The organism is Massilia consociata, from assembly GCF_042432755.1.
Taxonomy (GTDB): domain Bacteria; phylum Pseudomonadota; class Gammaproteobacteria; order Burkholderiales; family Burkholderiaceae_D; genus Telluria; species Telluria consociata.
Genome location: NZ_JBHLWP010000018.1, coordinates 35,960 through 59,368, shown reverse-complemented (window position 1 = coordinate 59,368; position 23,409 = coordinate 35,960). Strand labels below are relative to the sequence as shown.

20 protein-coding genes are annotated in these 23,409 nt (G+C 68.2%); 11 read left to right on the top strand and 9 right to left on the bottom strand.

Going from position 1 to position 23,409, the window contains the following annotated elements:
* Positions 1-118: 118 nt before the first annotated feature.
* The 3 genes from ACFFJK_RS19405 to ACFFJK_RS19395 are packed head-to-tail and all read right to left on the bottom strand — an operon-like array spanning position 119 to position 4,557.
* Positions 119-2,011 carry a sensor histidine kinase, YfiR-like protein-associated gene (locus tag ACFFJK_RS19405; protein ID WP_379681316.1) on the bottom strand — a complete coding sequence of 631 codons (1,893 nt, stop codon included), beginning with the start codon at positions 2,009-2,011 and terminating at the stop codon, positions 119-121.
* Positions 2,011-2,592, bottom strand: a complete 582-nt coding sequence (locus tag ACFFJK_RS19400; protein ID WP_379681315.1) for a TOL_0243 family YfiR-like periplasmic protein — start codon at positions 2,590-2,592, stop codon at positions 2,011-2,013. Before ACFFJK_RS19400 ends, ACFFJK_RS19405 begins: the two co-directional genes overlap by 1 nt.
* A gap of 12 nt (positions 2,593-2,604) precedes the next feature.
* Positions 2,605-4,557 (bottom strand): TOL_0244 family TonB-dependent receptor, encoded by a 1,953-nt coding sequence (locus ACFFJK_RS19395; RefSeq protein WP_379681313.1) that lies wholly within the window; start codon positions 4,555-4,557, stop codon positions 2,605-2,607.
* 342 nt (positions 4,558-4,899) lie between these two features.
* On the opposite strand from ACFFJK_RS19395, the gene ACFFJK_RS19390 reads away from it, so the two are divergent.
* The 4 genes from ACFFJK_RS19390 to ACFFJK_RS19375 all read left to right on the top strand — a co-directional run bounded on the left by ACFFJK_RS19390 (position 4,900) and on the right by ACFFJK_RS19375 (position 11,171).
* A complete protein-coding gene (locus tag ACFFJK_RS19390) occupies positions 4,900-5,742 on the top strand; it encodes a response regulator (RefSeq protein ID WP_379681311.1) in 843 nt (280 codons plus the stop codon).
* 131 nt (positions 5,743-5,873) lie between these two features.
* On the top strand, positions 5,874-6,953 hold the full coding sequence (locus ACFFJK_RS19385) for a uroporphyrinogen decarboxylase/cobalamine-independent methonine synthase family protein (RefSeq protein WP_379681310.1): 1,080 nt from the start codon (positions 5,874-5,876) through the stop codon (positions 6,951-6,953).
* Positions 6,950-10,045, top strand: a complete 3,096-nt coding sequence (locus tag ACFFJK_RS19380; protein WP_379681309.1) for a hybrid sensor histidine kinase/response regulator — start codon at positions 6,950-6,952, stop codon at positions 10,043-10,045. Before ACFFJK_RS19385 ends, ACFFJK_RS19380 begins: the two co-directional genes overlap by 4 nt.
* A 130-nt stretch (positions 10,046-10,175) precedes the next feature.
* Positions 10,176-11,171, top strand: coding sequence for a GGDEF domain-containing response regulator (locus tag ACFFJK_RS19375; protein WP_379681308.1), 996 nt, complete (start codon positions 10,176-10,178; stop codon positions 11,169-11,171).
* A 274-nt stretch (positions 11,172-11,445) separates the two neighbouring features.
* Here the strand turns inward: ACFFJK_RS19375 and ACFFJK_RS19370 are convergent, their stop codons facing one another.
* Positions 11,446-11,895 carry a hypothetical protein gene (locus ACFFJK_RS19370; RefSeq protein ID WP_379681306.1) on the bottom strand — a complete coding sequence of 150 codons (450 nt, stop codon included), beginning with the start codon at positions 11,893-11,895 and terminating at the stop codon, positions 11,446-11,448.
* Between the two features lie 260 nt (positions 11,896-12,155).
* Here ACFFJK_RS19370 and ACFFJK_RS19365 point away from each other — a divergent pair, with 260 nt between their 5' ends.
* On the top strand, positions 12,156-13,781 hold the full coding sequence (locus ACFFJK_RS19365) for an ATP-binding response regulator (RefSeq protein ID WP_379681304.1): 1,626 nt from the start codon (positions 12,156-12,158) through the stop codon (positions 13,779-13,781).
* A 56-nt stretch (positions 13,782-13,837) separates the two neighbouring features.
* Here the strand turns inward: ACFFJK_RS19365 and ACFFJK_RS19360 are convergent, their stop codons facing one another.
* A complete protein-coding gene (locus ACFFJK_RS19360; protein WP_379681303.1) occupies positions 13,838-14,293 on the bottom strand; it encodes a hemerythrin domain-containing protein in 456 nt (151 codons plus the stop codon).
* Positions 14,294-14,480: 187 nt separating this feature from the next.
* Between ACFFJK_RS19360 and ACFFJK_RS19355 the strand changes: the two genes are divergently transcribed.
* Complete coding sequence (locus ACFFJK_RS19355; RefSeq protein ID WP_379681302.1) at positions 14,481-15,218, top strand: sensor histidine kinase; 738 nt, start codon at positions 14,481-14,483, stop codon at positions 15,216-15,218.
* Between the two features lie 31 nt (positions 15,219-15,249).
* Here ACFFJK_RS19355 and ACFFJK_RS19350 read toward each other — a convergent pair whose 3' ends face one another.
* Entirely contained in the window at positions 15,250-16,560 is a 1,311-nt protein-coding gene (locus ACFFJK_RS19350) for an NAD(P)/FAD-dependent oxidoreductase (protein ID WP_379681300.1), read from the bottom strand.
* A 174-nt stretch (positions 16,561-16,734) separates the two neighbouring features.
* Here ACFFJK_RS19350 and ACFFJK_RS19345 point away from each other — a divergent pair, with 174 nt between their 5' ends.
* Entirely contained in the window at positions 16,735-17,079 is a 345-nt protein-coding gene (locus tag ACFFJK_RS19345; protein ID WP_379681299.1) for a hypothetical protein, read from the top strand.
* Positions 17,080-17,190: 111 nt separating this feature from the next.
* On the top strand, positions 17,191-18,174 hold the full coding sequence (locus tag ACFFJK_RS19340) for an aldo/keto reductase (RefSeq protein ID WP_379681298.1): 984 nt from the start codon (positions 17,191-17,193) through the stop codon (positions 18,172-18,174).
* Positions 18,175-18,209: 35 nt separating this feature from the next.
* Here the strand turns inward: ACFFJK_RS19340 and ACFFJK_RS19335 are convergent, their stop codons facing one another.
* From ACFFJK_RS19335 to ACFFJK_RS19325, 3 genes are all read right to left on the bottom strand, one after another.
* Entirely contained in the window at positions 18,210-18,683 is a 474-nt protein-coding gene (locus tag ACFFJK_RS19335) for a hypothetical protein (RefSeq protein ID WP_379681297.1), read from the bottom strand.
* A 105-nt stretch (positions 18,684-18,788) separates the two neighbouring features.
* The gene (locus tag ACFFJK_RS19330; RefSeq protein WP_379681296.1) at positions 18,789-19,580 is read right to left on the bottom strand and encodes a LytR/AlgR family response regulator transcription factor; all 792 of its coding nucleotides are present in this window, start codon (positions 19,578-19,580) and stop codon (positions 18,789-18,791) included.
* Positions 19,573-20,865: a sensor histidine kinase gene (locus ACFFJK_RS19325; RefSeq protein WP_379681294.1), complete on the bottom strand. Its 1,293-nt coding sequence runs from the start codon at positions 20,863-20,865 to the stop codon at positions 19,573-19,575. Before ACFFJK_RS19325 ends, ACFFJK_RS19330 begins: the two co-directional genes overlap by 8 nt.
* 233 nt (positions 20,866-21,098) lie before the next feature.
* Here ACFFJK_RS19325 and ACFFJK_RS19320 point away from each other — a divergent pair, with 233 nt between their 5' ends.
* From ACFFJK_RS19320 to ACFFJK_RS19310, 3 genes are all read left to right on the top strand, one after another.
* Complete coding sequence (locus ACFFJK_RS19320) at positions 21,099-21,800, top strand: hypothetical protein (RefSeq protein ID WP_379681292.1); 702 nt, start codon at positions 21,099-21,101, stop codon at positions 21,798-21,800.
* Between the two features lie 84 nt (positions 21,801-21,884).
* Positions 21,885-22,010, top strand: coding sequence for a hypothetical protein (locus ACFFJK_RS19315; protein WP_379681291.1), 126 nt, complete (start codon positions 21,885-21,887; stop codon positions 22,008-22,010).
* 124 nt (positions 22,011-22,134) lie between these two features.
* Positions 22,135-23,382, top strand: coding sequence for a DEAD/DEAH box helicase (locus ACFFJK_RS19310; protein WP_379681290.1), 1,248 nt, complete (start codon positions 22,135-22,137; stop codon positions 23,380-23,382).
* Positions 23,383-23,409 lie beyond the last annotated feature (27 nt).

The window sequence follows — 23,409 nt, the reverse complement described above, 5'->3', positions numbered from 1 at the left end:
CGACGGAAGCGCGCAAGCGCTTCCGTTTTTTTTCGTCCGTACGAACCGGGCCGAGCGTGTCGAACCGCAAGGCCCGGCCGGCGCCATGGGGTGGACCGGAGCCGCCGGCGCCCGCCCCTCAGGTCCGCAGCTTTTTGATGAGCGCGCGGTTGCCCAGGATTTCCTCGATCTGTTCGAAGCGCACAGGCTTGACCATGTGGTGGTCGAAGCCGGCCTCGAAGGCAAGCTGGCGGTCCTTCTCCTGGCCCCAGCCGGTGACGGCGATCAGCACCGTCATCGCGCCGCACTGCAGCTTGCGGATGCCGCGCGCCAGGTCATAGCCCGACATGTGCGGCAGGCCGATGTCGAGGAAGGCGTAATCCGGACAGAAGCGCGCGGCCGCAGCCAGCGCATCGGGACCGTTATGCGTGATCACCACGCTGTGCCCCATCGCCGTGAGCAGTGCCCCGATGCTGTTGACGAAGTCGACGTTGTCGTCCGCCAGCAGGATGCGGTAGGTCTCGGTGCTGATGAAGGCCGCCGGCGTCGGCTTGGTGAGCGGTTCCGGATCGACCACGATCGGCAGGCGCACCACGAAGCGGCTGCCGTGGCCCAGGCCCTCGCTCCGCGCCTCGATCGTGCCGCCGTGCAGCTCGACCAGCTTGCGCGCCAGCGACAGCCCGACGCCCAGGCCGGCCACGCTGCGCTCCAGGGTGGAATCGACCTGCACGAACATTTCGAACACGGTGTCGAGCATGTCCGGCGCCAGCCCGATGCCGTTGTCGGCCACTTCCAGCACCAGCGTCTTGTCCTCCACGCTCGCCGACAGGCTCACGCGCCCGCCCCGGTTGGTGTACTTGGCGGCGTTGTTCAGGAGGTTCGACAGGATCTGGGCCAGGCGCGTGGCGTCCCCGTGCAGGAAGACCGGGCGATCCGGCAGGTCGATGACCAGCTCGTGGCCATGCAGTTCGATGTAGGAACGCACCACCTCCAGCGCGTCGTTGACGACCGCCTTCAGCTCCACCCGCCCCATCTTGATGGTGAACTTGCCGGTATTGATGCGCGAGACGTCCAGCAGGTCGTCCACCAGGCGCACCATCTGGCGCAGCTGGCGCTCCATGATGTCGGTGGCGCGCTGGGTCGCCTGGGCGTCGCCGCTACGGATGCGCAGGATGTCGAGGCCGGTACGGATCGGCGCCAGCGGGTTGCGCAGTTCGTGCGCCAGCGTCGCCAGGAATTCGTCCTTGCGGCGGTCCGCCACGATCAGCGCCTGCTCGGCGCGCTCGCGCACCGTCATTTCGTGTTCGAGCGTACGGTTGGCCGCCTGCAGGGCGTCGGAGCGGCGCCCGATCTCGGCGAGCATGTCGTTGAAGGCTTCGACCAGCACCCCGATCTCGCCCTTGTCGTTGCCAGGCACCCGCAGCGTGAAATCGCGCCGCAGCATCACCTGGCGCGCGACGTTGGTCACCGCTTCCAGCGGACGCGTGATCGATGCCTGCAGGCGCGAGGCGACCAGGGCCGCGATCACCAGTGCGCCGAGCATCACCCCGCCGAGGATGGCGCCATAGCTGAGCACGCGATCGAGCAGGCCGTAGCGCGAACGCAGGTAGACGGTGCCGAGCGGCTCGCCGTTCTCCAGGATCGGCCGGAACACGACCAGCTCGCCGCGTTCGATGCGGTAGCCGGCCGCTTCCGGCCGCGCCGGGAAACGGCCTTCCGCCCCCGGCCGGGCCCAGGCGGCAAAACGCTCGCCGCTGTTGGTGTAGATCGCGCCCGCGACGATCTGCGGCCGCACCCGCAGCACCGTCAGGTCGCGGGTGGCGGCGGCGGCGTCGTTGAACGACACCGCCGGCGCCGTCACGTTGGCAATGATGTCCGCCTGGGTCGTCAGGTCGTCGACCCAGACTTTCTGGAAGGTGCGCACGTCCACCACCAGCATGGCGACGGCCGCCGACACCAGTGCGACGATCGTGGTCGCCACTGCCATCAGGATCAGTTTGCTGCGTACGGAACCGGTATCGTGCATGCTCATCACGCGCCTCCCTTCTGCACGGAGTGCGCGACCGTCAGCAGGCGCGAGCTGAGCTTCACGTTCTTCTTTTCGGCGGCATCGAGCGACACGTCGAAACGCACGCGCTCGTCGACGATGCGGAAATTGATCACGCTTCCGTAACGCAGCCCGCCATCGCATTCCGTCACGGTAAGCAGCGCCCCCGGCGCGGCGCGCAGCACGCGGCCGGCACGCTCGCCGTCGGGGCCGGCCACGAACAGCAGGTGCACCGGCGGCACCTCGTGCTCGCGCACGAGGCGCACGACGATCGGGCGGCCGGCGACGGTGCGGCCGGCCGCAATGCGCGCCAGCTCGGCGGCCATGTCGTCCGAGCCCACCACCGCGATGGTCAGCGGCCCTGTCGCATCGGCAAAGGCATGCGGCGGGAATTCGGCATAGCCCAGGAATTTGTACAGGAAGGCCGCCTTGACCCGGCGCTCGAGCGCCGGGGCGCCCTGGGCCAGGGCGCGCGGCGCGCTTCCCGCGGCCGTCAGCAACAGCGGCAAAGCGAGCGCCCGGCACACCAGGCGGCGCCGCAGACGGTCGGAAGGGGGTGTGGTCATCGTCATCATCGGTCAAAAACGCAGTGCGGCGCTGGCGAATACACTGCGTTCGGCCAGTTGGCGCACGTCGGCCGCCCCGAACTCGGGGTGGCGCGCATGCAATAGGTTACGGCCGGTCAGGGCCAATTCGACATCGGGGCGCACCTGCCACGCGATCCGCGCGTCAAGCTCATGATAGCCCGGTACCGCCGGCTGCGGCAGCCGGGCGACGCGCCGCAGCAGCAGGTCGGCGTTCAGGCCGGGCAGGATGTCATGCGAAGAGCGCAGCGTCCAGTAGCTGCGCGGATCGTTGGTCGCCAGGCCGGTGCGGGCCGAGAGGTCGGTGCTGGATGGCTCGCTGCCGGTCTCGATATCCTGGACGACCGCCCCGGCCGAGAGGCGCCAGCCGCGCGTGGCCTGCCAGCTGCCCCACAGTTCGACCCCGCGCACGCGGCCCGTGCCCAGGTTGCCGAACGCTGGCGCCCCGGCGGGCTGCAGCTCGAGCGTGCGCAGCCGGGCGTAGTCGCTGTAGAACAAGGTGGCCGAATACGACAGGCCGGCGGCGGCCTGCGCGCGCCAGCCCAGCTCCAGCACGCGCGCGGTCTCCGACTGCATGTCGGGCCCGCCGGCGATCAGCACGCGCCGGCCTGCCTGGCCCGGGCCGGACGCAGGATCGACCAGCAGCAGATCGCGGTCGATGCGTGCCGGGGCACGCACGGTGCGCGACGCGGCGGCCCAGAGCATCGCGCCGGGCGCGGCATCCCAGGCCATGCGCAGGCTGGGCAGCAGTTCCAGCCCGGTGTAGTCGTTGTGCTCCAGGCGCAGGCCGGCGGTCGCGCGCAGCGAAGGCAGGATGCTGAATTCGTCCTGTGCGAACACATTCGTCCAGCGCAGCGTGCGACGGCTCGGCGCGAACTGCAGCACCGGCCCGTTGACGAAGCGGTCGCGCCCATGGCGGTAGCCGCCGCCCCAGGTGAGGTTGTGGCGTTCGCCCAGGCGCTGGCCGACCTGCGCTTCGAGATCGACCGTGTCCAGGGAGTATTTGCCGACGCCGTGCTGCTCGCGCCCGGTATGGTCGACATAGGCCTGCAGGCGCAGGTCGGCGCCGCCGGCGAGTCGTGCGTCGAACCGCGCCAGCAGGTTGCCGCCGGAGAAATCGGTGCGCGGCTCCCGGGAAGCGCGCAAGGCGCCGTCGAGCACGTCGCCGCTGACGGTCAGCGCCCGGTCCCCACCCTCCCAGTCGAGCCGGAAACCGAGCTGGCGCCGGCCGACGCCGCCGCCGCGGCTCTGCGGGCGCTCGCCGGGCGCGCCGTCGGCATCGTCGCGCTTGCCATGGACGCGCAGGTGGGCGCCGTTGGGCAGCCGCGTGCCGTAGCGGACGGTCGCGCCGGCATAGCGGTTGCCGGCATGGACGAGCGCCAGGCCGCCCTGCGTGTCGGCAGCGCTGCGCGTGATGATGTTGATGACGCCGTTGACGGCATTGGTGCCCCAGATCGTGCCGCCGGGGCCGCTGATCACCTCGATGCGCTCGATGTCGGCCAGCGCCACGTCCTGCGCTTCCCAGTACACACCGGAAAACAGCGGAGAGTACACACTGCGGCCGTCGACCAGCACCAGTAGCTTGTTGGCCAGCTGCGAGGAAAATCCGCGCGCGCTCACCGCGTACTCCTGGGCGCCGGCCAGGGCTACCTGGAGGTTGGGCGCCAGCCGCAGGGCTTCGGGGATCGTGGTGGCGCCGGCGCGCACGATCTCGGCGCCGCTGATCACATACAGCGATGCCGGCGCGCTGCCGAGGCGGCCCGGCTGGCGCGATACGGAAGTGACCACGATATCGGACAACTGCTCGAGCGAATAATCCGCGAGCGAAGGATCCGCCACTGCCGCTTCGGCGGACGAAGCGGCGGCGCGCACGGCGGCCTGCCCCGGACCGGCTGGCAGCAAACTCAGTGCCGCACAGACGCAGGCAAGCAGGGAAGGTTTTGACATAGTTGCCATCCTAGAACATTTCCTGCGCAGCACCAAGCGTGCGCGAGTCGCGTGCGCTTCTCGTCGCGGGAATGCGACGCCGACTTGACAAGGCGCGCCATTAATATTCTTGATAACGGACATTGGAAATATAAATTGGACGAATTTGACGCGTTGCAGCATCATGCTTCCTGTCTCCTCTATTCTCCTCCAAGGAAATAGATTCAGCCCGCTTCCCACGAAGCGGGCTTTTTTTTGCCTGCGCTCCACTGTGGCATGGCCGGGCGCACGGATCGAAATACCGAAAGAACGCCGTTTGGTGTAGGATTGCCGGCATGTTTTCGTTCCTACAACACTTCGCCCATGCCTGACCACGTCTTGTCCCCGCGCTCCGTCGCCGCCTATGATTGGTCCACCAGCGCACTGGGCGAGCCGGCGCGCTGGCCTGCCCCGCTGCGCACGGCCGCCGACCTGCTGCTCAATTCTCCCCTGCCCGGACTGCTGGTCTGGGGGCGCGAAACCATCCTCGTCTTTAACGAAGCCTACGCCGGCATGGCCGGCCTCGGCGCCGGCCGCGTGCCCGGCGGCTCGGTGCCGTCGGTGCTGCCGCCGCCGCTGTCGGCGGCCGGCGCCGCGCTGCAGCAGGCCTGGGCCGGGCAGCCGGGCCGGGTCGCGGAAGCAGCGCTCACGTTCCGCCGCGCCGACGGGCCGCTGGAACACCGTTGCGACCTCTGGCTCACCCCGGTGACAGACGGGGGCGGTGGCGTGGGCGGCGTCCACGTCCTGCTGGCGCCGCCGGCCCCGGCCGCCGCCGCGGCGGAACCGGACGCCGGCGACGGCAGCCTGCGCATCCTGGTGGTCGAGGACAACATCGATTCCCAGTACCTGGTGTGCGAGATGCTCAAGGCCTTCGGCCATGAGGCCGACGGCGTGGCCCACCCGAACGACGCGCTCGACCTGCTGGGCCGCCAGCGCTACGACGTGCTGTTCTCGGACGTCAGCCTGCCGGGCATGTCGGGCGTCGACCTGGCGCGCCAGGCGGTCGGCGCCAATCCGGCGCTGAAGGTGATCTTCGCCTCCGGCTACGGCGACACGCTGCTGCGCCACCTCGATTTCCCTTACCTCTCGCTGCAGAAGCCCTACGAGCTGGACCAGCTCCAGGACGCCCTGGCGAAAGTGGCGCGCCAGCCGGCGCCGCGCGGGTGAGCGCTCCGGTGCGTGGTCCGGACCACCCGCGGCGCCTGCCCGCCCTGCCGGCTCGTCCGGGCTGCGCTACAATGGACCGCATTGGACGAGGTGCGCCCGCGCGGCCCTGAGCGTCCGGAACCTGGCCTTCGATGATGATTCCAACTGAACCGATCGGCAGCATTCCCCGCCCGCCCGAGCTGATCGCAGCCGTGCGCGCCGCTGCGTCGAACCCCGGCGGGGGCGAGCTCGCGCCGCTGCTCGACGAAGCGGTACGTGCCACCGTGGCCGCGTTCGAGGCCACCGGTTCTGCCGTCATCAGCGATGGCGAACAGGGCAAGCTGGATAATTTCTGGAGCTATCCGGTCCACGGGGCCGCCAACACGGTGCCCGACGGCTTCCGGATCCCGGTGGGCATGCCGGACGCCGGCGGCGCCTGCCACCGGATGCCGCGCCTGACCCACGGCCCTTTCCGTTACCAGCGTTATGCCGACGGCTTCCTGCGCGCGGCCCGCCGCCACGCCACGCTGCCGCTCAAGCAGGCCATCATCTCGCCTTCGGCGCTGTCGCTGCTCTACCCGCCCGACGGCATCGAAGGCTATCCGCGCGAGCAATTCCTCGACGACCTCGTGCGCGAGCACGAGACCGAGATCCGCCGCTGCCTGGAGGCCGGCGCCTGCAAGGTGCAGATCGACTTCGCCGAAGGGCCGCTGGCGATGCGCCTCGACCCGAGCGGCGCCCTCCTGGCGAGCTTCGTCCACCTCAACAACCTGGCGCTGCGCCGCTTTTCGGCAACCGAACGCGCGCAGATCGGCGTACATGTCTCGCCCTTCGACGTGCACGGCACCGGCGCAGCGCAGGTCGACTATGCGGAACTGCTGCCCGCCCTGTTCGAAATCCGCGCCGGCAGCTTCTATGTCGCAATGGCCGGGCAGCCCGACCCCGGGCGCGTACTGCGCATCGTGCGCGACTATGCGCACCCGGACCAGCGCGTGTTCGTCGGCGTGACCGACCCGTACGCGCCCGCCATCGAGACGGCGGACGAGGTTCGCGACCGGGTGCTGCTGGCGGCAAGCTACCTGGGGCCGGCGCGCCTCGGCACCACCGACGATGCCGGCTTTGCGCCCTTCTACGACGATACCAGCATCAGCCGCGCCGCCGCGTTCGCCAAGATCCGCGCCCGCGTCGACGGCACGCGGCTGGCGGCGGGCATCCTGGAGCGGGCGGCATGAGCGACGAGCACGAACTCGAGATGATGCGCTCGGCCGCGCTGCGCAACGCGCAGAGCGTGCTGGCCGCGCGCCAGCGCGCCGAGGAAGAACTGCTGGCGGCCCAGGACGCGCTGCGCCGCGCCAGCGAGCGCATGGAAAACATGCTCGAAAGCCTCTCGGACGGCTTCTGCGCGGTCGACCGCGACTGGCGCATCACCTATATCAACGGACGCGCGCTCGCGATGATCGCGCCGCTCGACAAGAGCCGCGCCGGCCTGCTGGGGCGCAGCCTGTGGGATGAGTTCGAGGACCTGCACGGTACCTCGGTGGCGCAGGACTGCCGGCGCGCCATGGACCAGCGCGAAACCGTGGTGCGCGAGTTCTATTACGAGCGCCTGCAGTGCTGGCTGGAGATGCGCCTGCACCCGTCGCCGGACGGGCTGACGCTCTACTTCCAGGACATCACCCGGCGCAAGCTGGACCAGCAGGCGATGGCCGAGAACAACAACCGGCTGCAGGTGGCGCTGGCCGCCGGCCGCCTGGGCGACTGGCGCTGGGATGCCGGGCTCGACCGGGTGCTGCTCGGCCCGCGCGCGGCCGGCATCCTCGGGCTGCCCGCCGATACCCCGCTGCCGTGGCCGCAGTTGCGCGGGCGCCTGCACCCGGAGCACCGCATCCAGGTGCGGCGCGCCGTGCTCAAGGCATTCGAGGCGCGCGCCGACCTGAACATCGAATGCCGGGTCGGCACCGGCGACGGCGGCGACGGCGGCGCGCGCTGGGTCGCCATGGTCGGCCGTCCCGACTATGCCGAGCGCAAGGGCCAGGAAACCCTGGTCGGGATGACCGGCGTGGTGCAGGACATCACCAGCAGGAAAAGCGCCGAGGATACCCTGCGCCAGAGCGAGGAACTGCTGCGCGCGCTGGCCAACACCATTCCGCAGCTGGCCTGGATGGCCGGCACCGACGGCGCCATCCTCTGGTTCAACGACCGCTGGTATGCCTACACCGGCCGCACGCCGGAGGACAGCGTGGGCTACGCCTGGCAGGACGTGGTCGAACCCGGTTCGCTGCAGGAAGTGAGCGCGCGCTGGGGCGAGTGCATCCGCAGCGGCGAGCCGTTCGAGATGGAATTCCCGCTGCGCGGCGCCGACGGGCGCTTCCGCTGGCACCTGACGCGCGTGAGCGCGGTGCGCGACGGCGCGGGCCGCGTGGTGCGCTGGTTCGGCACCAATACCGACGTCGACCAGGTCAAGCGCACGGAACAGGCGCTGCGCGAAGAGTCGTACGTGCTGGAGCTGCTCAACAACAGCGGCAACGTCCTGGCCTCGACGCGCGACCTGCGCTCGCTGCTGCACGCCGCCACCCAGGCCGCCACCGGCGTGAGCGGCGCGCGCTTCGGCGCCTTCTACCATGTCGGCCAGGGCGAGCACGGTGACGGCGACGGTACGCTGTTCTCGATGACCACGTCGCCGGGCGGCGCCTCGGCCGACTTCGAGCGCATCGATGCAGCGCGCGCCGCCGAGCTGTTCGGCCCGGCATTGCGCGCATCCACCCTGGTGCGGCTGGACGATATCGCACAGGACCCGCGCCACGCCGCCACGCCGCGCTTCGGCGTGGCCGGCCCGGCCACGGGCGTGCCCGCGCTGCGCAGCTACATGGCGGTGCCGGTGGTGGCACGCGCCGGCGAGCTGCTGGGCACCATGTTCTTCGGCCATCCCGAGCCCGGGGTCTTTACCGAGCGCAGCGAACGCATCGTCCGCGGCATCGCCTCCCAGGCGGCCATCGCCCTCGACAATATCCGCCTGTACGAAGCCAGCAGCCGCGCCGCCGAGGAACGCAAGCTGCTGCTCGAGAACGAGCGCGCCGCGCGCGCCGAAGCCGAGCGCAGCAGCCAGATGAAGGACGAGTTCCTCGCTACCCTGTCGCACGAGCTGCGCACCCCGCTGTCGGCCATCCTCGGATGGTCGCAGGTGCTGCGCCGCGGCAGCCGCGACGGCGCCGACCTCCATCGCGGCCTGCAGACGATCGAACGCAATGCGCGCGCCCAGGCACAGCTGATCGAGGACCTGCTCGACATGAGCCGCATCACCTCGGGCAAGGTGCTGCTCGACATGCAGGTGGTCTCCCCCGCCTCCTTCATCGATGCCGCGGTCGAGACCGTGCGCCCGGCCGCGGATGCCAAGCATATCGCGATAGAGAAACACTACGGCGAGCCGGGCCTGCTCGTGGCCGGCGACCCCGGCCGCCTGCAGCAGGTGATCTGGAACCTGCTGTCGAACGCGATCAAGTTCACGCCGCGCGACGGCACCGTGGCAGTCGACGTGGCGCAGCGCGACACGGCCGCCGGCCGCACCGTGGCGATCACGGTGCGCGACAACGGCGCCGGCATCCGCCCTGAATTCATCACCCACGTCTTCGAGCGCTTCCGCCAGGAAGACGCATCGATGACACGCCGCCACGGCGGCCTCGGGCTCGGCCTGTCGATCGTCAAGCACCTGGTCGAGCAGCACGGCGGGACGGTGCGCGCCGAGAGCCCGGGCGAAGGCCTGGGCGCCAGCTTCACCATCGAACTGCCGCTGGCCGAGGCGCCCGCGGGCAGTGTCCGGCCCGGCCGTGCCGTGTCGACGGCGGCGCCGGCTCCGGTCCCGCGGCCGTCGCATGGTCCCGATGCGCCCGAGATCGCCGTACGCGACCTGGGCGGACTGACGGTACTGGTGGTGGACGACGACCGCGACGCGCGCGAGCTGATCGCCCGCATCCTGACCGATTGCCATGCCCGGGTGCGCATCGCCGCCAGCGCGCGCGAAGCCTTCGATGCCCTGCGCGAGAACCGTCCCGACATCCTGATCAGCGACCTCGGCATGCCTGAGGTGGACGGTTTCGAGCTGATCGGCTGGGTACGGGCGTTGCCGCGCGAGGCCGGCGGACAGGTGCCGGCCATCGCACTGACCGCGTTTGCCCGGTCGGAAGACCGCCTGAAGGCGCTGGAAGCCGGATTTTCAGCCCATATCTCGAAGCCGGTCGAGCCGAGCGAACTGATCGCCAGCGTGGCGTCGGTGACGGCGCCGGCCACGCCCTTGACGACTGGAAGTGTGCGCGGGCATGGTCGTTGATGCTCCTACCCGGACACGCGGCGCTGTCCTACAAGAAATTTTGTAGGCTTTGCTAGACTATGAAGAGATGGGATGTGTCCATTCCAAATGGAAATGGAACGGCGTCCCGACTGAGTAGAAGAGAACAAGCATGCCGAGCAGACAAGACATTTTGAACGCGAAGATTCTGGTGGTGGACGACTCGCCCGACAATATCGAACTCATGGAAGAGATATTGCGCGAGGAAGGCTACACCTGCGTCAGTTCGACGATGCTGCCGGAACAGGTCTGCCCGCTGCACCGCGAGCACAACTACGACCTGATCCTGCTCGACCTGCAGATGCCGGGCTTGAACGGCTTCCAGGTCATGAAAGGCCTGAAGGAAATCGAACAGGGCGGCTACCTGCCGGTGCTGGCGCTCACGGCCCAGCCGAGCTTCAAGATCGCGGCGCTGGAAGCGGGTGCGCGCGACTTCATCAGCAAACCGTTCGACCTGCTGGAAGTGCACAAGCGCATCCATAACATGCTCGAAGTGCGCCTGCTCTACAAGGAGCTGGCCCAGTACAGCCGCGCCCAGCAGGAACTGGCGCTGCACGACGCCCTCACCGGCCTGCCGAACCGCCGCCTGCTGGAAGACCGCATCGAAACGGCCCTGCAGCACGCCAACCGCAGCCATTCCAAGGCTGCCATCATGTACCTGGACCTGGACGGCTTCAAGGCGATCAACGACACCTACGGCCACGCCTACGGCGACGATATCCTCAAGATGGTCTCGCAACGCCTGCTCGCGAGCTCGCGCAAGGAAGACACGGTGGCGCGCCTGGGCGGCGACAAGTTCATGGTCGTGCTGGGGGATATCCACTGCCTGGCCGACGCCCAGGGCCCCGCCGCCAAGCTGGTGGAAGCGCTCTCCGAACCCTACTTCATCAACGACCTCACGCTGCGCCTGTCGACCTCGATCGGCATCAGCATCTACCCGGACGACGCCGAGACGGTGGACGCCCTGATCAATATCGCCGACTACGCCCTGTACGAAGCCAAGCGCGCGGGCAAGAACCGCTTCTGCTCGCCGGCGGCCAACCGCCAGGCCTCGGGCAAGATGCCGGCCGTGGCTGCGCCAGCGGTGGAAATGGCGCCGCACCGCTGATCTGCGTGCTGCACAGCGCCCCGATTCCGGCCTTTGCCCAGAATCGTGTTGCGTCACTGCGCATCGCCGTTCCGACGTGCTGCAAACGCCGTTATTCCGGACAGAAGCAGAGTTTCGCCGCTGCGCCAGGTCTGTCTGACTGCGTGTAAAGCGGCTGCAAGTTCATCTGGATCGAGGCTTTATCAGACGGCGCCGAACCTGCCCCTCAAGCAAATCAGGCCACAAGCAGCTCGCGCCGCCCGTGGCCTGACTTCAGGAAGAGAAAACCTGCTCCTCAGCGGTTCCCGCCGTCGTCTTTCTGCAGATACCCAGTGCCCAGCGCGGCGTTCCCGAGCACTTCCCGGTTGTGCTCCTCGATGGCCTGGGCGTGCTGGTGGTCGCGCCTTGCGTCGACCTTGTCCGGCGCCACTTCGATGCGGGTAATGCTGGACTGGACGGCGACCGGGTCGCTGGCCGGGAAAGTCATCTCCACGCCCTCGTCGAGCAGGGTTTCCTCGGCCTCTTCCTTGCTCGAGCTGCCTTCGCAGCCGGCGAGCGCCTTGATGGCCATGGCATAGTTCACCACTTTCAGGTTGGCCAGGTCGCCGATGGTCTGCACGCCCAGCGAAGCGAAGGCAGCCGCTTCCTTGTCGCCGATACCGCTCAGGGCGGTCAGCGGTGCGTTCACCAGCTCGCCGAACGACTTGCCGTGGAATTGTTGATTTACGATGGTGTCGATATTCATTGTGCGTCCTTTCATGTAGGCAGCCCCGTCCTCCATGGATACGGTTGAACTGGACGGTTCCACTATCGCACATGCCCCTGTCCGGCGTATGTGCGGCACCGTACATCGTAGATGCACACAATTGATTTTTGCTTCTTTGCACTTAATTGGCCCGTGATATCATTCCGCGTTATTACAGTGATTTTCTTCAACGTAACAATTGGCTCCGGTCTCTTCGCTTCCGTAGACGCGTCCTCTTGGCGATGACACCGCACAACATCGTGGCACACACTGACAAACCGAAGATTCTGGTCGTTAACGACGATGCTGCCAGCTTGCTAGCGCTGACGAGCTTGCTCGACCAATGGGCGGACGAAAGCAACTACACCGTGCACTCGGCCCGCTCGGGGCAGGAAGCCCTGCGCCAGGTGCTGCTGCACGATTTCGCAGTGATCCTGCTCGACGTCAACATGCCCGGCATGGACGGCTTCGAGACCGCCGAAGCGATCCACCAGCGCGCGCGCTCGGCCGACATCCCGATCATCTTTGTCACCGCCTTCCTGGCCGACGAGATCGACCGCCTGAAGGCTTACCAGCGCGGCGCCGCCGACTTCCTGTTCACCCCGGTGATTCCGCAGATCCTGCACGCCAAGGTGTCCGTGTTCGTGGCGCTGGCGATGAAGAACAAACAGCTCAAGCGCCAGGCCGAAAAGCTGTCGCAGCGCACCACCGAGCTGACCGCCACCAACCGCCGCCTGGTGCGCGAGATGGAAGAACGCCGCGATGCCGAGCGCAAGAGCCACGCCAAGGACGAATTCCTCGCCATGCTCGGGCACGAACTGCGTAATCCGCTGTCGGCCATCAGCAGCGCGTCGTCGCTGATCGGCCTGCCGGGCGCGAACGGCGACACCATCGGCCGCGCCAAGCAGATCATCCAGCGCCAGAGCCAGCACTTGTCGCGCATCGTCGACGACCTGCTCGACCTGTCGCGTGCGATGTCCGGCAAGATCCTGTTGGCACGCAAGCCGATCGACCTGGCCAACCTGGTGTCCGGTTGCCTGGAAACCTTCCGCGCCACCGGCCGCACCGCGGGCTACCGCTTCAGCGTCGACCTTTCCCCGGGGTGGGTGGACGGCGATCCGACCCGCCTCGAGCAGATCACCTCGAACCTGCTCGACAATGCGATCAAGTACACCCCGGCGGGGGGCAACATCGACATCAACCTGTCCCACGCCGGCGACGACGTGGTGCTGACCATACGTGATACCGGCGTCGGCATCCCGGCCGAGCTGCTGCCGCACGTATTCGATGTGTTCGTCCAGGGCGCGATTTCGATCGACCGTTCGCAGGGCGGCCTCGGCATCGGCCTGTCGCTGGTGCGCCGCCTGGTGGAACTGCATGGCGGCAGCGTCAGCGCCCACAGCGACGGCAGCGGCAGCGGCAGTACCTTCACGATCCGCCTGCCGCGTACCGAAGCGCTGACCCCGCCCCAGCCGGCGCAGGAAACGCACGGCGACAACACCGGCAAGCCGTCGGTGCTGCTCATCGAAGACAATGAGGACGGCCGCGAGATGATGGCCACGATGCTGGCGGCCTACGGCTTCCCTGTCGCGCAGGCGGCCGACGGGCTGCAGGGCGTCGCCGCGGCACTGGCCGGCCGGCCGGCTGCCGCACTGGTGGACATCGGCCTGCCGGGGATCGACGGCTACGAGGTGGCGCGCCGCCTGCGCCGCGATCCGGCGACCAGCGGCATCCGCCTGATCGCCCTCACCGGCTACGGGCTGGCAGAAGACCAGCGCCGCGTGCTGGAAGCGGGCTTCGACCAGCACCTGGTCAAGCCGGTCAGCATGGAACAGCTGCTGGAGGCGCTGGCGCCGGCCAGCATGCAGCGGGCCGACGTCGCCTAGGACAACAGCCCGGGCCTTGGACCGGGCTGCGTGGTGTCGCCTATCCGTTCACCGCATTACTGCAGCTCCGCCGCCCGCGCAGCCAGCTCCTGCCCCAGCGCTTCCAGGTCGAGCTTGAGCTCGCGCATCTTCGGGAACATTTCTTTCTCTTCTTCCTCGACGTGGTGCTCGACCATTTCACCGAGCACCTTGACCTTGGCGTCGTACAGGTCGTCGCCCGGGTCCATTTCCTGGATCTGGGCGATCAGGTCCTTGGCCGATGCGTGCTCCACGACGGCCTCGTCCACCAGCTCTTCGGTCTCCTTGGTGGCCTCGCGGATCGCCGGATACAGGATTTCTTCCTCGATGGTCGTGTGCATGATCAGCGCGTTGCAGATCTTGTCGGCGAGCTTCTTCTTGCTGACCTTGGCGCGGTCGGTCATGTTCTCGAATTGCTCGAACATGGCGCGTGCTTCCTCGTGCTGCGCGGTCAGCAGCGTGATGGCGTCCTGCGGTGCGGTTGCTGTCGTCATTTGGTATACCCCCGTTGTGTTAGTAAAGTGGCAGTGCTCCACCCCTCCAGCTTGGCCTGATTCAGCGCGACAGTATGTTCGGGAGCGCACGTTGGCCGCTGCCGGCGTTCCGAAGGTTTCTCGTGTCTGCGCGCCGCCAGGCGACGGAGTGTTGTATTATTTTGGGAAACATTTTGACGAGCCTACGATGACCGAACCGGCCCTTCCGCAATCCGCCGTGGCGAACGCATCACACGATGCACTCGTCGCGCAGCGTACCGCCGACCTGACCGAGATGCTGGGATACCTCGCCGCCTGCTGGGACGAGGAGCGCCGGCTGCTCGCACGCCAGCTGCACGACAGCCTGGGCTCCTCGATGACGGCGCTGACCATGCACCTGGCCCTGCTGAGCCAGCACATCCCTGCCGACAACCAAGCGATGCGCGACCGCAGCGCCCAGATGAAGCAGCTGCTCACGAACATCATCGAGACCAATCGCAAGATGCAGCTCGAGCTGTGGAACGACAAGCTCGAGTTCCTGGGCCTGAAGGCGGCGCTGTCGGAACTGGTCCAGGGCTACGGCTCCGCGCACGGCATCAAGGCGCGCGCCAGCCTGCCGGACGAAGACGGCAACTACAGCCGCACCCAGGGCGTGGTGCTGCTGCGCTGCGTGGAAGAAGGCTTGCGCAACGTCGCCACCCACGCGCGCGCCACCGAGGTGGACGTGATCCTGGACGACGATGGCGAGCAGGTCATGCTGACCGTGCGCGACAACGGCGCCGGCCTGCCGCCGGGCGCGAGGATGCTGGAATCGACCAGCTGCCACGGCCTGCGCCTGCTGCGCGAACGCGCCCGCTTCCTGGGCGGCACGCTCGAACTGAAGAATGGCGAAGGCGGCGGCGCCGTGCTGCGCATCACCCTGCCGAGACAGGCGCCCGCCTGCTGAACGACGGCCCCCGCACCGGGGCCGGCGGCACTCAGTGCAGCTTGACCAGCGGCGTCGCGCGCCGCACCAGGAAACGCGCCAGCGCCAGCACGCCGGTGCGCATCGTGCCGAGCACGGCGCGGTGGTGCATCAAGTGCAGGCTGGTGTACATCAGGCGCGCCATCGTCCCTTGCACGAACCAGCTGGCGCCGCGCAAGGAGCCCATCAAGCTGCCCACGCTGGTATCGCGGCCGACCGACACCAGGGAGCCATAGTCGCGGTATTCATACGGCCGGTCCTGCGGCGCATGGCCCTTGGACTTGCGGATAAATGTCGTGACGAGGTAGTCGGCCTGCTGGTGCGCGGCCTGGGCGCGCGGCGGCACCGCATTGCCGTTGCCGTCCACGCAGGCGGCGCAGTCGCCCAACGCATAGATGTCGCTCGCTCCTTTCACGCGCAGGTGCGCATCGACCTCGACCTGGCCGCCCTTCGCGGTGGGCAGGCCGAGCGAGGCCAGCAAGTCGGGGGCCTTGATGCCGGCCGCCCACACGCACAGGCTGGACGGATACACGTTGCCGTCCTTGTCCACCACCCGGTCCTTGTCGATCTGCGTCACCCGGCAATTGGTCACGACGCGGATCCCGCGCTTGTTCAGCAGGTCGGCCGCCGCCGCCGAGACTTTTTCCGGCAGCGGCGCCAGCACGCGCGGCGCGCCCTCGAGGATGGTGATGCGCACGTCGCGCTTGCCGTCGAGCTGGTCGAATCCGTAGTTGACGTAGGCGCTCGAGGCTTCGCGCAGCTCGGCCGCGAGCTCCACGCCGGTGGCGCCGCCACCGATGATGACCACGTCCAGGCCCGCGCCGCCCGCCCCGTTGCTCTCCTCGTGCTCCTGCTCGGCCGCCAGCATCAGGCGCAGCATGCGCAGGCGAAAGCGCTCGGCGTCTTCGGTGGCATTCAGGGAAATGGTGTGTTCGCGCGCCCCGGGGACGCCGAAGTAGTTCGAGGTGCTGCCGACCGCCAGCACCAGGGAGCCGTAGGTGATGCGCCGCTCGGGCAGCACCTCGTCGTTGTCGCTGGCGGAGAGGATCGCGCCGACCGTGATGGTCTTGCTTGCCGCATCCAGCGCCGTCATCGGCCCGAACACGAAATTGAAGCCGTTGTCGTGCGCCAGCATCTGGTACGACAGGCCTTCCTGGTGGATGTCCAGGGTGCCGGCCGCGACCTCGTGCAGCGAGGGCTTCCAGATATGGTAGAGCCGGCTGTCCACCAGCGTCACCTTCGACGGGCCGAGTTTGCGGCCCAGTTTGCAGGCCAGCTCCAGTCCGCCGGCGCCGCCTCCCACGATCACGATTTCGCTACGCAAGCTCACCTCCATCATGGCGCCCGTCCGGCAATGCCAGCACATGGGCGATGTGGCAATATTACTACGTTATCCCAGGCAGTGTTGGGCGGGACAGGAAAGCCGGTGTGGGAATGCGTGAGCTTATGGCAAGAGCCAATTGCTATATTCTTGCTCTCGATAACAATCAGGGCCCACATGAACATCGCGTATCCCCTGCTGTCCGCATTCACCGTGCTGGCAGCCATCTTTGCTGCTTCCCCAGCGTTCGCCCAGGTCGCCACGCCTGCCGCAAGCACGGCCCCGATAACGCATCGCTGCGACAGCAGCCCGGCCGGCCAGTGCTGGTATGTGCTGTACACCTCCGCGTGCCGCGAAGGCCCCGCGAAGAACGGCCGTCCGTCCCTGGTTTGCACCAAGGAATTCCTGACCGAGTTTTCGCTGAAGGTGGGCGAATCAAAGACGCTCGCGCATGCGCCGGCGGGCACCCGCCACTGTCCCGTGGGACGGGACAAGCCGGTGTTTCCGGACTGTGCCCACTAGGCGCCGTGCAGCACGCTTGCGGATCGCGCGCGTGGCCTTCAAGGCCGCCGGTGTAGCATGGCCCGGCGGGCTGTCCAGCCCATCGACCACCCCACACGAAAGGAATCCCGAGTGAACCAGCGCTACCGACCGATCACGCACCTGGGCCTGGGCGGCACCGGGCTGGGCGACATGTACCACGTCACGGGCGACGAGGCCGCGCGGGCAACCGTCGACGCCGCCTGGGATGCCGGCATCCGCCACTTCGACACCGCGCCGCACTACGGCACCGGCTTGTCCGAGCACCGCTTCGGGCACGCCCTGCGCTCTCGTCCGCGCGAGCAGTACACGCTGTCGACCAAGGTCGGGCGCCTGCTGGTGCCGGATCCGGCCGGCCACGTCCAGAGCCCCTTCGTCTCGTCGCTGCCCTACCGCCGCGTCTACGACTATAGCGCCGACGGCGCGCGCCGCTCGGTCGAGGACAGCCTGCAGCGCATGGCCCTCGGCCATGTCGACATCGTCTATGTGCACGACCTGTCGCCGGACCATTTCGGCGACCGCTTCGAGCATTACTTCCGGATCGCGGCCGGCCCCGGCGGCGCCTTCGAAGGCCTGGTACGGATGCGCGAGGAAGGCCTGATCAAGGCCTGGGGACTGGGCGTGAACACGGTCGAGCCCTGCCTGCGCGCGCTGCAGCAGTCCGACCCCGACATTTTCCTGCTGGCCGGGCGTTATACGCTGATGGAAACCACGCCGCTCGAGGCCCTGTTCCCGCTGTGCGCCGAGCGCGGCGCCGGCGTGGTGCTGGGCGGCCCTTTCAACTCCGGCTTCCTGGCCGGCGGCGAGCATTACGACTACCAGCCCGCCAGCCGCGAGCAGCACCTGCGGCGCGAGCGCCTGCGCGCGGTCGCGGCGCGCCACGGCGTCGACCTGCCGGCGGCGGCGCTGCAGTTCGGGATGGCCCACCCGGTGGTGGTGGCGACGATTCCCGGCGCCAGCAGTTCGCGCCACCTGCTGCGCAATGCAGCGCTGATGGCGCAGGCGATCCCGGCCGCCTTCTGGCAGGAGCTGGTGGAGGAAGGGCTGCTGCCCGGGGATGCACCGCTGCCGAGCTAGCGGCGGCGCCTGCGGCGAGGCGCCGGGCTGGCGGCTCAGTCGTGGCCGCGGCCGTGGCCCCTGCCGTGACCATGCCCCTTGTCGTGGCCCCGGCCGTGTCCGCGGTCGTCATGACGGTCGTCGTAACGGTCGTGGCGATCGCGTTCGTGGCGCACATGGTACACATGGCGCTCGCGGTAGCGCGGCACATACACGTCCGAATACCAGCGGTCCTGCACGAACATCACCGGCTGGCCGCAGGCGCCGTACTTGCGGCAGTGCTTCTTCCAGTTCTTGCGGTGGCCCGGCGGCACGCGCAGGTAGACCGGCTCGGCACGGTAGTGATGGTGGCGCTCGATGATCACCGGTTCGCGCACATAGACCGGCGGCGGCCCGAAGTCGCCGATGTCGATCCGGCCATAGAAGCCGGGCTGGCCGACACTGATGCTGACGTTGGTCTGGGCCAGGGCCGGGAAGGAGGCGGCGGCGAGCGAGGCAGCGAGGGCCGCGCCGAGGATCAAGGCTTTCATGGGTGTCTCTGAAGTTGACTAATGGCAGGACTTTACCATCCGCAACGAGCTCGGCAGTGTACGATGGACCACATTCTTACATTCCGAGCAGCCTTTCACACCTGGTTACATATTCCGGAACAAGGCCATGAAGGGCTGGCTGACCGCCAGCGTCTCCGGCCGGTTCTTCAGGCGCAGCGTGCCGCGTCCGCTCTCGTCGCGCGTCACGCCGGCCACCGCACGCAGGTTGACGATGGTCGAGCGGTGGACCTGCTTGAACATCGACGGGTCGAGCACCTCCAGCAGGTCGCGGATGGGCTTGCGCAGCAGCGCCTCGCCGTCCGCCGTCATGACGACCGTGTACTTGCTGTCGGACTGGAAATAGGCCACGTCGTCGACCAGGATCAGGCGCGTCTCCTGGCCGCGGCTGGCGGTCAGCCACACCAGCGGCGGCGCCTTCGGCTGCGACGGCGCCACCGTGGCCAGCTGTTGCAGCAGCGCCTGCAGTTGCGCCCGCAGCTGCCCCCCATCCTGGCCACCGCGCTGCAGGCGCTGGCGCACCCGTTCCACCGTTGCCGCCAGCCGCTCGCGCGCCACGGGTTTCAGCAGGTAGTCCACCGCGCCGCGCTCGAAGGCGGCAATCGCGTACTGGTCGTAGGCGGTGACGAAGACGATGTCGGTCTTCACGCCAGCCTCGAGCAAGCCGGAAGCGACTTCCAGCCCGCTCAGGCCGGGCATCCGGATGTCGAGGAAGGCGACGTTCGGCTGGTGGGCGGCGATGGCCTCCAGCGCACTGCCGCCATCCTCGCAGACCGCGACGATCTCCAGTTCCGGCCACACCTGCCCCAGCATCTGCACCAGCGATTCGCGCAGCAGGGCTTCGTCTTCCGCAACCACGCAGCGAACGGTATCAGCCATGATGGACTCCTCCTGCCTGGAGGGCATGCGGTACGGTGATGGTGGCCGCCACGCCGCTCGGGAAGTTGGCGACGATCGAGAACGCGGCCGCGCTGCCGTAGGCCAGGCGCAGGCGTTCGCGCACGTTGCGCAGCCCGACGCCGGTGCCGCCGCCTTCCAGGGTGAAGCCGCGGCCGTCGTCGGCCACCGTCACCGAGACTGCGCTCGTTTCCCCCATCTGGACCTGGCGCGCCAGGATCCATACCGTGCCACCGCCCGGCTTCGGTTCCAGCCCGTGCTTGATCGCGTTCTCCACCAGCGTCTGCAGCATCATGGTCGGGAACATCACCCCGCGCAGCGCGTCGGGAACGTCGACCTGCAGGTTCAGGCGCGGACCCATGCGGATCTTCAGGATGTCGAGGTAGGCGCGGGCGCGTTCCAGTTCCTCGCCGATGGTCGACGGCGCGTCCTCGGTGCGCGGCAGCGAATGGCGCAGGTACTGGATCAGGTTGCCCAGCATCTCGTCGGCGCGCGCCGGATCGCTGCGCGTCAGCACCTGGGCGCTGGCCAGGGTGTTGTACAGGAAGTGCGGCTCGACCTGGGCGTGCAGCAGGTTCAGCTTGGCCACCGTGAGTTCCTTCTCGGTGGCGGTCTGCCGTACCTGCGCCGACTCGAGGCGGCGGCGCTCGGCCACGCGGCGCGTGATGGCGCGTCCGATCGCTTCCGCGTTCTCGAGGTTGGTGCCGTGGTCGACCAGGAACAGGTCGGTCCAGGCCGCGCCTTCCGGTTCGCAGATCAGGGTGACGCTGCCGGCGGCGTCGCCGTTCGGCGTGACCGTGGCCAGGATCTGGTTGCGGCGCTCGCCGAAGGGGATGAAGGCCCAGCTGGCGGCCGGCGCCTGGCCGTCGTCGTTCATGCCGTAGGGGTTGATGCGCTTGACCTTGGCGCGCACTTGCAGGCTGTCGCGTGCGCTTTCCACGATCACCGCGCCGGGCAGTTCGCGAATCGCGGCATCGATCAGGTCGAAGGCCTCGCCGGCCTCGAACGGAATCTCGATCTGGCGCCGCTGGCGGTTGGACAGGGTGCCGCTGTTGACGGAACCGGCGACCAGGCGCACCCGGCGGATGTGCGAGAACACGCCGGACAGCACCCACACGGCCAGGCCGAACCCGAGCAGCGCGAAGTAGCCGCCGGGGTCGCGCTGGGCGTGCTGCAAGAAGGTCTCGTTGACGAAAATGGTAAAGACCAGGTAGCAGGCCATCCAGGCCGTCAGCAGCCTGCCAAGGTGGAACGTGCTTGAAATCATGATGTGCTTTCAGTAGTCAGGGCAGCGCCAGATTAGTCCCGGTCTTCATTGCCGGGTGACATTATGCGACGGAGCCGGGATGGCGGCGACGAAACCAGAGGCGCCGGGAACGAAAAAATGCGTTGCGCATGTGCCGCACCCGACGCGTCGCTTGCGCGAACGCGTTCGTGGCGGCACCCACCGCGACTACAAGCCGGGCTCGATACCACTTCCCGACACCGAAAGGTTTTCCCATGGGCCAGAAACGCATCCAGCACCCGCCTACCGCACTCGCCACGCTTGCCGTCCTCGCCGCCTGCTTCGCCAGTGCATCCGCGCACGCCCAGGCCGGCGTTGCCGTCAGCGCCGACCTCGGCACCACCGGTGCCGGCCTGCACCTGACCGTGCCGGTGGCGCCTGCGCTCAACGCCCGTATCGGCCTCAACTACCTCGGCTACGACTTCGCCCAGCGCTCCGGCCTGGTCGACTATGACCTGTCCGGCAAGCTGCACACCTACGACCTGCTGGCTGACTGGTACGTCCGTCCGGGGAGCAATTTCCGCCTGACCGCCGGCCTCATCTATAACGGCACCCGCTTCGATGCACGGGGCCAACCGGCCGGCGGGCGCTTCACCTTCAACGGCAATACCTACTCGGCCGCGGAGGTCGGTACGCTCAACGGCAGCGTGCGCTTCCGCCGCGCCGCGCCCTACTTCGGGATCGGCTGGGGTAATGCCCTCAGCCCGGACAAGCGCTGGCAGTTCAATGCCGACATCGGCGCCTTCTACCAGGGCAAGGCCCGGGTCAGGCTGGCCGCACTCGGCTGCACGGTCTCGAGTGCGGCGTGCGACGCCCTGGCGCGCGACCTGGCCGTCGAAGAGCTGCGACTGCAGGACGACGTGTCGGACTACAGGCTCTTTCCGGTACTGCGCGCCAGCCTGTCGTACAGTTTCTGAGGTGCCGGCGCCGTGCCCGGCATCTAGCGTATGCAGCGATGCCGCGGACCGGAGTATGATGAAGACTCTCGTGGAGGACGCATCATGCAAGCACGCCGCATCCTGATTCCCGCGCTCGCGCTCGCCTGCCTGCTGGCCGGCGGCTGCAAGGACCAGCGCGAACCGGCCAAGCCCATCGTCGACCTGTCCAACAGCGTCGCCGTCGGCTGAGATGGTCAGCAGATTCATCGGCTGGTTCGTCGGCTGGTTCGTTGTTCTGCCGCGCTGGCCGGCTGCGGCAGGCGCCTTGATATGAGAAACTACGGCCTGTTTATTTTTTCGCCGTAAGGTTTCCATGTCGTTTGCCTCCCTCGGACTGATCGACCAGATCGTCCAGACCCTCGCTTCGCTCGACTACACCACCCCGACCGCCGTCCAGCAACAGGCGATTCCTGCCGTGCTGGCCGGAAAGGACGTCATGGCCGCGGCCCAGACCGGCACCGGCAAGACGGCCGGCTTCGCCCTGCCGATCCTGCAGCGCCTGGCCAGGAAGAGCGCTCCGGCCACGAGCAATACCGCGCGGGCGCTGGTGCTGGTGCCGACGCGCGAGCTGGCCGAGCAGGTCCACGAAAGCTTCCGCGCCTACGGCGCCGGGTTGACGCTGCGCACCATGGTGGCCTACGGCGGGGTCAGCATCAATCCGCAGATGATGAACCTGCGCAAGGGCGTCGACGTGCTGGTCGCCACGCCGGGCCGCCTGCTCGACCTGCACCGCCAGAACGCGGTGCGCTTCAGCGACGTCCAGACCCTGGTGCTCGACGAGGCCGACCGCATGCTCGACCTCGGCTTCTCGAAGGAACTCGACCAGGTGTTCGCGGCGTTGCCCAAGAAACGCCAGACCCTGCTGTTCTCGGCCACCTTCTCCGACCAGATCCGCGCCATGGCCAACCGCCTGCTGCGCGAGCCGGTGCGCATCGAGGCCACGCCGCGCAACACGACCGCCGCCGCCATCAAGCAATGGCTGGTGCCGGTGGACAAGAAACGCAAGTCCGAGCTGTTCCTGCACCTGCTCAAGAAGCACGCCTGGCCCCAGGTGCTGGCCTTCGCCAGGACGCGCAAGGGCGTGGACGAACTGGTCGGCCTGCTCGAGGCCAGGCGCATCGCGGCCGACTCGATCCACGGCGACAAGCCGCAGCCGGCACGCCTGCGCGCGCTGGAGCGCTTCAAGGCCGGCGACGTGCGGGTGCTGGTGGCGACCGACGTCGCCGCGCGCGGGCTGGACATCGACGACCTGCCGGTGGTGGTGAACATCGACCTGCCGATCGTGGCCGAGGACTACGTGCATCGCACTGGGCGTACCGGGCGCGCCGGAGCGTCGGGCGAAGCGGTGTCGCTGGTGGCCGCCGACGAGGTCGAGCAGCTCGCCGCCATCGAGGCGCTCACCCGCCAGACGCTCGAGCGCGTCGAGGAGGGCGGCTTCGAGCCGGACCACCGCGTGCCGGAGACCGGCCCGGGCGGGCAGATCGTCAAGAAGCCGAAGAAGCCCAAGAAACCGAAGGCGGATGCGAAGGTGGTGCAGGAGGATGTGCGCTTCCGCAAGTGAAATATTATTTCATTTATGAAGAAAACA